Source organism: Nocardioides sp. NPDC057772 (assembly GCF_042798075.1).
GTDB lineage: Bacteria > Actinomycetota > Actinomycetes > Propionibacteriales > Nocardioidaceae > Nocardioides.
Genome location: NZ_JBHVKN010000191.1, coordinates 1 through 9,952 on the forward strand (window position 1 = coordinate 1; position 9,952 = coordinate 9,952).

The window sequence follows — 9,952 nt, forward strand, 5'->3', positions numbered from 1 at the left end:
GTCGCGACTGGCAGGATGGGCGGGACGAGAGAACCGTACTCTCACGTTACGTAAGGGTTGGGATCGCCGACCATGTGAGAAGGGACACCATGACCCGCAGTGCTGCCCCCGAGGGGGCGATGCAGATCGGCGAGGTGGCGGCGCGCACCGAGCTGTCGCTGCGCAGTCTCCGTCACTGGGAGGAAGTCGGCCTGCTGAAGCCGTCAGGACGGAGCGAGGGTGGCTTCCGGCTCTACGCCGAGGCAGACGTCGAGAAGATCCTCGTCATCCGCCGGATGAAGCCTCTCGGCTTCAGCCTCGAGGAGATGAAGGCGGTCATGGCCGACATCGAGATCCTGCGTGAGTCCGAGCCCGACCCCGCCGATGTCGCTACGGCCCGCGAGCGCCTGGCCGCCGTCCGGGCCGAGGCGGGCGTACGCCGCGAGAAGCTGGAGCGGCAGTTGGCGATGGCGGACGAGTTCATCGCCATTCTGCGGCGCGAGCTGGACTGACGTTCCGGTGGGTGGCGCGGCACGCCGTGTCGTACCTTCGAACGCCTCCGGAGTGACCGTCGACCGTCTAGGGTTTCAGTATGGACAGGCGCATCTTCGGCATCGAGAACGAGTACGGCGTGACCTGCACGTTCCGCGGCCAGCGGCGGCTGAGCCCGGACGAGGTGGCTCGCTACCTCTTCCGCAAGGTGGTGAGCTGGGGCCGCAGCTCGAACGTGTTCCTGCGTAACGGCGCGAGGCTCTACCTCGACGTCGGCTCCCACCCCGAGTACGCCACGCCCGAGTGCGACGACGTGATCTCGACCGTCACGCACGACAAGGCGGGGGAGCGGATCCTGGAGGGCCTGCTCCTCGACGCCGAGCAGCGGCTGCACGACGAGGGCATCGCCGGCGACATCTACCTGTTCAAGAACAACACCGACTCGGCCGGCAACTCCTACGGCTGCCACGAGAACTACATGGTCAGCCGCGCGGGGGAGTTCTCGAAGCTCGCCGATGTCCTCATCCCGTTCCTGGTCACCCGCCAGTTGATCGTCGGCGCCGGCAAGGTCACCCATACACCGCGAGGTGCCGGGTTCGCGGTCTCGCAGCGTGCCGAGCACATCTGGGAGGGCGTCTCCTCCGCGACGACCCGGTCGCGGCCGATCATCAACACCCGCGACGAGCCGCACGCGGACGCCGAGAAATACCGGCGCCTCCACGTCATCGTCGGTGACTCGAACATGTCCGAGACCACCACGATGCTCAAGATCGCGAGCTGCCACCTGGTGCTGCGGATGATCGAGGAGGGCGTCGTCATGCGGGACATGACGATGGAGAACCCGATCCGCGCCATCCGCGAGATCGCCCACGACCTCACCGGCCGCCGCAAGGTCCGGCTGGCCAACGGCCGCGAGGCCAGCGCGCTGGACATCCAGAACGAATACCTCACCAAGGCACGCGAGTTCGTCGACCGTCGCGAGATCACCGATCCGACCATGATCGCCGCCCTCGACCTGTGGGAGCGCGGCCTGAAGGCGATCGAGTCCGACGACCTGTCCCTGGTCGACCGTGAGATCGACTGGGTGATCAAGTGGAAGCTGATCGAGCGCTACCGAGCCAAGCACGGCCTCCCGCTGGGCCACGCGCGGGTCGCTCAGCTCGACCTCGCCTACCACGACATCCACCGCAACCGCGGCCTCTACTACCTGCTGGAGAAGAAGGGCGCGGTCAAGCGGGCCACCACCGACCTGAAGATCTTCGAGGCGAAGTCGGTGCCGCCGCAGACCACCCGCGCCCGGCTGCGCGGCGAGTTCATCAAGAAGGCGCAGGAGCGCCGTCGCGACTTCACCGTGGACTGGGTCCACCTCAAGCTCAACGACCAGGCCCAGCGCACCGTGCTGTGCAAGGACCCGTTGCGCGCCTACGACGAGCGGGTCCAGCGCCTCATCGACGGCATGTGAAACACCGGCCGGGGTGGCTTCGCCACGGGGCAACCACCGTACGGATATGGTGTGCTCCGCTGTCGTCTGTCCCTTTCACGTCACGAAGGTTTGCACTGTGTCCACTGCTCCTCGGCCTCGCCTGCGCCATGCGCTGAGCGCGCTGACTGTGTTCCTGCTTCTCCCGGCCCTGGTCGCCTGTGGTGAGAAGGTGACGGGCTACGGCGACGAGACCGTCTCCGGCTTCGACGGCGTCACGGTCTCGGCCGACACCAAGAAGGCACCGACGCTGAAGTGGAAGTCGGCGATCGCCTACCCGAAGGACCCGAAGGTCAAGACGCTGACCGAGGGCGACGGCGAGGAGATCCCGAAGGACCGCGGCGTGTTCGCGAAGATCTACATCGGCAACGCCACCACCCTGGAGAAGGAGTGGGCCTACGAGAGCCAGGCGGCCGAGGGTGAGGAGCTCCCGGCGGACAAGCCGTGGAGCACGATCCTGAAGGGCGCCAAGGTCGGCGACCGGATCGAGGCGATCGTCGGCTCCGACGACCTGCTCGGCGAGGGCGGCAACCCGCAGATGGGCATCGGCAACCACGACACGCTGCTGGTCGTCGTCGACGTGGTCAAGCCTGCCGCCGACAAGACGCCGCACGACGTGGACGCCTCCGAGCTCCCGAAGGTCGTGGAGAAGAACGGCAAGCCGACCGGGTTCGACTTCACCGGAATTCCCAAGCCGAAGGCCGACGACGTGCTCAAGCGGGTCATCGTCACCGAGGGCGACGGCGAGGAGATCACCACCGACCAGACGGTCACCGCCAACTACCTCGGCATGACCTACGGCGCCAAGAAGCCCTTCGACGAGAGCTTCAGCAAGAAGGCCGTGCCGTTCGCCCTCAACCAGGTGGTCGCGGGCTGGACCAACGGCCTGGAGGGCGTCAAGGTCGGCAGCCGCGTTCTGCTGCAGATCCCGCCGGAGCTGGGCTACGGTGCACAGGAGAAGCCGGGCCAGGGTGGCACGCCGGGCATCCCGGCCAACAGCACGCTCTACTTCGTCATCGACGTCGTCAAGGCGGATTCCACTCCGGCGACGCCGTAGCAGATCTCTAGGGGGAGAAACACACCGTGGCGGCGGGTAAGACCGAGCGGTTGATGAACCTGCTCATCATGCTGCTCGTGCAGCGCGACAACGTGTCGAAGGAGCGGATCCGCGAGGTCCTCTACCCGTCGTCCCACGGTGAGGCGTTCGAGAAGATGTTCGAGCGCGACAAGGAGGAGCTGCGCAGCCTCGGCGTGCCGATCGAGACCGGCGTGATCGACTCCTTCTTCGAGGACGAGATCGGCTACCGGATCAGCCCTGAGCAGTTCGCGCTGCCGCCGATCACTCTCGAGGCCGACGAGCTCGCCGTGGTCGCGCTGGCCACCAAGGTGTGGGAGAACGCCTCGATGGCGGAGGCGACCACGGAAGCCGTACGCAAGCTCAACGCCGCCGGGCTCGAGACCGACGTCTCGGCGCTGGAGATCGTGCAGCCGCGCCTGGCGGCCGAGGAGGGTTCCTTCGACGTCTTCGTGGCCGCGACCCAGGACCGGCAGGTGGTCGAGTTCGACTACCGCGGGTCCCGGGCCGCCGAGCCCTCTCATCGGCGGCTGCAGCCGTGGGGCGTGGTGCGCTACTCGGGCCGGTGGTACGCCGTCGGCCACGACGTCGACCGCGACGACACCCGCATCTTCCGGCTCTCCCGCGTCCTGGGGGAGGCCCGGGCGGTCGGCGAGTTCGATGCCTTCGAGGTGCCGGCCGAGGTGGACGTACGCGATATCGCACGAGACCTGGCGCCGGCACCGCCCACGGGGAAGGCCGTCCTGCTGCTGCGGCAGGGGAGCGGCTACACGCTGCGGCGGGCAGCCGACTCCACCGAGGCCGGGGTGACCGGTCCCGACGGCAGCGACGGCTGGGACCGGGTGGTGCTGGGCCACGGCCCGGACGCCTACGTCGAGGAGCCCGAGGATCTGCGCCGCGAGGTCGCGGCGCGGCTGGAGCGCCTGGTGGCGCGCCTGGACGGAGCGGTGCGATGAGCGCGAACACGGGGGCCAAGGGGCAGGTCGGACGGCTGCTGACGCTGGTGCCCTATCTCTACTCCCAGGCCGACGACGTACGCCTCGACAAGGCTGCCGCCGACCTCGGTGTCGAGGAGAAGCAGCTGGTCAAGGACCTGCAGGTGCTCTTCATGTGCGGCCTGCCGGGCGGCTACCCCGATGACCTGATCGACGTCGACATCGACGCGCTCACCGCGCCCGACGGCGACCGCGTCATCCGGATCTCCAACGCCGACTATCTCGACCGCCAGCTGCGGCTCACCCCGATCGAGGCGACGGCTGTGATCGTCGCGCTCCGCGCGCTGCGCGGGGGAGCGGTGAGCGCGGAGACGAAGGAGGTCGTCGACCGCACCCTGGCCAAGCTCGAGCAGGCGGCCGCCGAGGGCGCCGCGGGCAGTGTCGACCCAGGCAGGGTCGACCCCGGCGAGGAGCCGATCGACACCTCGCTCGTGCAGATCCATGCCGCGATCGCGACCGCGATCGACCAGGGCCGTCAGGTGCGCATCGACTACTGGGTCCCGGCCCGCGACGAGGAGTCCTCGCGCATCGTGGACCCGCGGGCGCTGGTCTCGATCCACGACGTCGAGTACCTCGACGCCTGGTGCCACCGGGCGGAGGCGCCGCGCAGCTTCCGGCTCGACCGGATCCGGGGCGCCGAGGTCCTGGACACCCCGACCGTGGTCGCTCCGGAGGCGGGGGAGGGTGCGGATCTCGACGGCGAGGCCGAGTCGGTGCTGCGTACGGATGCCGGCACCGTTGTCCGGGTGCGACTGGCGCCGGAGGCGCGCTGGGTCGGCGAGTACTACGCGGTGATCGACCCGGTCGAGCTGTCAGGCGGTGGGCTCGAGGTGGGGGTGCGCGTCTACGACCAGCGGTGGCTCACCCGGCTGCTGCTTCGACTGGCTCCCTATGCTGAAATCGTCGCGACCGAGGACAGTGGGCAGACGCCTACAGGCACAGAGTTCACTGAATCGTTTGCCGCGACTGCACGCCAAGCCCTCGGCCTGTACCGTTCGGACGCGTAGACTTCAAGCGTTCCCCCTAAGACGTAGATGAGGTAGTTCATGTTCACTCCATTGATCGGTATGCCGCAGGGAGCCGAGTGGCTCATCATCCTGGCGATCGTGATCCTCGTCTTCGGCGCCGCCAAGCTTCCCGAGCTCGCCCGCGGCACCGGTCAGGCGCTGCGTATCTTCAAGACCGAGACCAAGGGTCTTCGCGACGACGACGAGAAGGAGAAGGGCGAGAAGGTCGAGAAGCCGGCAGAGCTGACCGCCTCCGAGAAGGAGCGCATCGCCGAGCTCGAGCGTCGTGAGGCCGAGATCAAGGCCGAGCGCGAGCGCCTCTCCGGCAACTGAGGCCGACCTTGTCCATCGCCGGTGTTGTCGCGGTCTTCCGCGGCACCCCCAAGCACCCCATCGGCGACGACGGCCGGATGGCGCTCTCCGACCACCTTCGTGAGCTCCGTGCGCGGGTGATCAAGGCATCCCTGGCCCTGGTCATCGGGTTCGTCGTCGCGCTGTTCTTCTTCGAGCAGCTCTTCGACCTGGTCATGGACCCTTATCTCGAGGCCGTCAAGATGATGGACCGGGAGGGCGGCGCCGCCTCGCTGAGCTCCGTCAACGGCGCTGCGGGCGGCTTCATGCTCTACCTGAAGCTGTGTGGTCTGGCCGCGTTCATCGGCACCGCGCCGATCTGGCTCTACCAGATCTGGGCGTTCCTGATGCCGGGCCTGCACGCCCACGAGAAGAAGATGTCGAGGATCTTCGTGGCCGTCGCCGGCCCGCTGTTCCTCGCCGGCGTCGTGCTCGGCTACATCACCCTGCCCAAGGGCCTGGAGATCCTGTTCGCCTTCGTTCCCGACGGGCTGACCAACATCGTCGAGTTCAGCGAATACCTCAGCTTCCTGAGCCGCACGCTGCTGGTCTTCGGCATCGCCTTCGAGATCCCGGTCTTCGTGATCCTGCTCAACCGGATCGGGGTCCTGCCCGGCGCCGCCCTGGGCAAGTACCGTGCCTGGATCATCGTCGGCTCGTTCGTCTTCGCCGCGGTGGCGACCCCGTCGGGTGACCCGTTCACGATGACGATCATGGCCGGCCCGATGGTCGTCCTCTTCGGCATCTCCGAGGTCATCGCGAGAGCCCACGACAGACGGAAGGCCGGCAAGCGCAAGGACCTGATCGGGGATCCTGACGTCCCGTCGGTGATCTGACCATTAGTCTTCACCCGTGACGCGCCAGATCGCTCTGCTCGCCAACCCCACCGCCGGCCGCGGCAACGCCGACCAGATCCTCGACGCGGTCACCGTGCGGCTGGCGGCCTCGGGGGCGGAGGTGGCACACCTCATCGGCGACGACGCCGACCACGCCCTCGAGCTGGCCCGGAAGGCCGCTGCCGACGGCGTCGACACGGTGGTGACCCTCGGCGGCGACGGGATGGTCCACGTCGCGGTCCAGGCCCTGGCCACCACCGAGGTCAGCCTCGGCGTCGTCCCGCTCGGCACCGGCAACGACTTCGCCCGGGCGCTCGGGATCCCCACCGGCGACCCGCTGGCCGCTGCCGACGTGGTCGTACGCGACAACCGCCGCCGCATCGACCTCGGACACAGTGGCGAGACCTGGTTCGCGACCGTCCTCGCGGCCGGTTTCGACGCGGCGGTCAACGAGCGCGCCAACGCGATGCGATGGCCCCACGGGGACCTGCGCTACACGCTCGCCGCGCTCTCGGTGATCCGCAGCTGGACCCCGGTTCCCTACCGGCTGGAGATCGACGGAGTGGTGCGCGAGCAGGAGGCGATGCTGCTGGCGATCGCCAACACCGAGTCCTACGGCGGTGGCCTGCGGATCGCGGCGGAGTGCGACCCCGCCGACGGCCTGCTCGACGCCATCCTCATCAAGCCGGTCTCCCGGCTGGAGTTCCTGCGGGTCTTCCCCGGCGTACGCGAGGCCAAGCACCTCACCCACCCGGCCTTCGAGCGCATCCGGGCCCGCCGGATCACCGCCTCCGCGCCGGGCGTGATCGCCTACAGCGACGGCGAGCGGCTCGGGCCGCTGCCGCTCGAGGTCGAGTGCGTCCCGTCCGCTCTCGGCGTACTGGTTCCGCCGCGCGACTGAACCCAGGGCCTCACTGTCGGTGTCGGTCGATAGGCTCGGCACCATGGACGCCTCGCCAGCGGAGAAGTACGCCGCTTACAAGCGTGACAAGGACTACCCCGTCTTCCGGGACTTTGCCGCGCTCTACGATTTCGGGCTCGACGACTTCCAGATCCAGGCGTGCCGGGAGATCGAGGACGGCAAGGGCGTCCTGGTCGCCGCACCGACCGGTTCTGGCAAGACGATCGTCGGCGAGTTCGCCATCCACCTCGCGCTCGCCACGGGCCGCAAGGCGTTCTACACCACGCCCATCAAGGCGCTCTCCAACCAGAAGTACAACGACCTGGTCAAGCGCTACGGCCCCGACCAGGTGGGCCTGCTGACCGGCGACAACGTGGTCAACGGCGAGGCGCCGGTCGTGGTGATGACCACCGAGGTGCTGCGCAACATGCTCTACGCGGGCTCGCAGACCCTGATGGGGCTCGGGTTCGTGGTCATGGACGAGGTCCACTACCTCGCCGACCGCTCCCGCGGCGCGGTCTGGGAGGAGGTCATCATCCACCTGCCCGAGTCGGTCTCGGTCGTCTCCCTGAGCGCCACCGTCTCCAACGCCGAGGAGTTCGGCGAGTGGCTCACCACGGTGCGTGGCGAGACCACCACGATCATCGAGGAGAAGCGGCCGGTGCCGCTCTACCAGCACGTGATGGCCGGGCGCCGGATCATGGACCTGTTCGCCTCCTCTGACGTCGACGCCGCGGCCGGGTTCGTCAAGGAGGGCGCCCCGGTCAACGGCGAGCTGATGAGGCTCGCGCGCGACGACTGGGCCGCCGGAAGGATGACCGACCGGCGTACGCCCAAGGACAGGCGCAAGGCGCGCGACGGGGGAGCCAACCGTCGCGTCGGCAACGGCCGCCGCGTCTGGATCCCGTCGCGTGTCGAGGTGATCAACGCCCTGCAGCGCGACAACCTGCTGCCGGCGATCAACTTCGTCTTCTCCCGGGTCGGCTGCGACGCCGCGGTCCAGCAGTGCATCCAGGCCAACCTGCGGCTCACCACGCCCGACGAGCGCGACGAGATCTACGCCTACGTCGAGGAGGCCTGCGCCGACCTGCCCGACGAGGACCGGCACGTGCTCGGCTACCACGACTGGGTCGACGGGCTCACCCGCGGCGTCGCGGCCCATCACGCCGGGCTGCTGCCGGCCTTCAAGCAGGTCGTCGAGGAGCTGTTCCTCCGTGGTCTGGTGAAGGCGGTCTTCGCCACCGAGACGCTCGCGCTGGGCATCAACATGCCGGCCCGCACGGTGGTCATCGAGAAGCTGTCGAAGTGGAACGGCGAGGCCCACGTCAACCTCTCGCCGGGCGAATACACCCAGCTCGTCGGCCGCGCCGGCCGTCGCGGTCTCGACGTCGAGGGCCACGGCGTCGTGCTCTGGCAGCAGGGGCTCAACCCGCGCGAGCTCGCCGGCCTCGCCTCGACGCGTACGTACCCGCTGCGGTCGAGCTTCAAGCCGTCCTACAACATGGCCGTCAACCTGGTGCACCAGTTCGGTCGGGCGCGCTCGCGCGAGCTGCTGGAGCAGTCTTTCGCGCAGTTCCAGGCCGACAAGGCGGTCGTCGGGCTGGCCCGCCAGGTGCGCAAGGCCGAGGACGCGCTCGACGGCTACCGGGAGGCCGCGACCTGCGACCGCGGCGACTTCATGGAGTACGCCGCGATCCGCCGCAAGATCTCCGACATCGAGAAGTCGTCCTCTCGTGAGCGACGAGCCGACCGGCGCGAGGAGATCATCGAGTCGCTCTCGAAGCTGAAGGTCGGCGACGTGATCGACGTGCCGACCGGCAAGTTCGCCGGCTACGCCGTGATCGTCGACCCGGGCTTCGACCCCGACGGCCCGCGTCCCTACGTCGTGACCCAGGACCGGCAGGCCCGGCGCCTGGCGATGATGGACTTCAACGTGCCGATCGCCGCCCAGACCCGGCTGCGGGTGCCGAAGTCGTTCAACGGCCGCAACCCGCAGATGCGCCGCGACATGGCCTCCCGGCTGCGGGAGAAGACCCGCGACCTGCGTCCGGTGCCCTACGAGGGCTCGCCGACCGCCCGCAAGGAGCGCAAGAGCTCGGCGGAGACCCAGATCTCCGAGCTGCGCCGTGAGCTGAAGATGCATCCGTGCCACGACTGCCCCGACCGCGAGGACCACGCCCGCTGGGCCGAGCGCTGGTTCAAGCTGTCGCGCGACACCGACACGCTGCGGCGCCGCGTGGAGGCGCGTACGAACACCGTCGCGCGCACCTTCGACCGGGTCTGCGACGTCCTGGTCGCGCTCGACTACCTCGAGGGTGAGACGGTCACCGAGCGCGGCACCCACCTGATGCGGCTCTACTCCGAGATGGACCTGGTGGCCGCCGAGGCGCTCCGCGAAGGTCTGTGGGACGACCTGACCCCCTCCGAGCTCGCTGCCGCGCTCTCGGTCCTGGTCTACGAGGCCCGTCGCGCCGACGACGCCACCCCGCCCCGCATCCCCGGCGGCCGGGTCAAGGACGTCATCGCCGAGACCGTGCGCCTCTGGGGCCAGCTCGACGCCCTCGAGCGCGACCACAAGCTCGACTTCCTGCGCCAGCCCGACCTCGGCTTCGCCTGGGCCGCCTACCGCTGGGCCGAGGGCGACGAGCTCGACGACGTGCTCAGCGAGGTCGAGCTCGCCGCCGGCGACTTCGTCCGCTGGGTCAAGCAGCTCATCGACCTCTGCGGCCAGGTCGCCGACGCGGCCGGGGACATCCCCCTGCGGCGTACGGCCCGGCAGACCATGAATCTGCTCAAGCGGGGTGTCGTGGCGTACTCCTCGGTGGTGGAGTAGCCC

The 9,952-nt window shown here is 68.9% G+C and carries 9 protein-coding genes; all 9 read left to right on the forward strand.

All coding sequences use genetic code 11. The annotated features are described in order from the left end of the window. Positions 1–89 precede the first annotated feature (89 nt). The 9 genes from ACFVJS_RS22720 to ACFVJS_RS22760 all read left to right on the forward strand — a co-directional run bounded on the left by ACFVJS_RS22720 (position 90) and on the right by ACFVJS_RS22760 (position 9,949). On the forward strand, positions 90–491 hold the full coding sequence (locus ACFVJS_RS22720) for a MerR family transcriptional regulator (protein ID WP_378885263.1): 402 nt from the start codon (positions 90–92) through the stop codon (positions 489–491). Positions 492–571: 80 nt separating this feature from the next. Further along, positions 572–1,933, forward strand: a complete 1,362-nt coding sequence (gene pafA, locus ACFVJS_RS22725; protein WP_165111477.1) for a Pup--protein ligase — start codon at positions 572–574, stop codon at positions 1,931–1,933. Positions 1,934–2,030: 97 nt separating this feature from the next. Continuing rightward, entirely contained in the window at positions 2,031–3,008 is a 978-nt protein-coding gene (locus ACFVJS_RS22730) for an FKBP-type peptidyl-prolyl cis-trans isomerase (RefSeq protein WP_378885265.1), read from the forward strand. 53 nt (positions 3,009–3,061) lie between these two features. Further along, complete coding sequence (locus ACFVJS_RS22735; protein WP_378885267.1) at positions 3,062–3,982, forward strand: helix-turn-helix transcriptional regulator; 921 nt, start codon at positions 3,062–3,064, stop codon at positions 3,980–3,982. Beyond that, on the forward strand, positions 3,979–5,028 hold the full coding sequence (locus ACFVJS_RS22740) for a helix-turn-helix transcriptional regulator (protein ID WP_378885270.1): 1,050 nt from the start codon (positions 3,979–3,981) through the stop codon (positions 5,026–5,028). Before ACFVJS_RS22735 ends, ACFVJS_RS22740 begins: the two co-directional genes overlap by 4 nt. A gap of 39 nt (positions 5,029–5,067) precedes the next feature. Continuing rightward, positions 5,068–5,361, forward strand: coding sequence for a twin-arginine translocase TatA/TatE family subunit (tatA, locus tag ACFVJS_RS22745; RefSeq protein ID WP_378885273.1), 294 nt, complete (start codon positions 5,068–5,070; stop codon positions 5,359–5,361). A gap of 8 nt (positions 5,362–5,369) precedes the next feature. Then, positions 5,370–6,215 (forward strand): twin-arginine translocase subunit TatC, encoded by an 846-nt coding sequence (gene tatC / locus ACFVJS_RS22750; RefSeq protein WP_378885276.1) that lies wholly within the window; start codon positions 5,370–5,372, stop codon positions 6,213–6,215. Between the two features lie 16 nt (positions 6,216–6,231). Further along, the gene (locus tag ACFVJS_RS22755) at positions 6,232–7,116 is read left to right on the forward strand and encodes a diacylglycerol/lipid kinase family protein (protein WP_378885281.1); all 885 of its coding nucleotides are present in this window, start codon (positions 6,232–6,234) and stop codon (positions 7,114–7,116) included. Between the two features lie 43 nt (positions 7,117–7,159). Beyond that, entirely contained in the window at positions 7,160–9,949 is a 2,790-nt protein-coding gene (locus tag ACFVJS_RS22760; protein ID WP_378885284.1) for a DEAD/DEAH box helicase, read from the forward strand. The last annotated feature ends 3 nt before the right edge of the window (positions 9,950–9,952 follow it).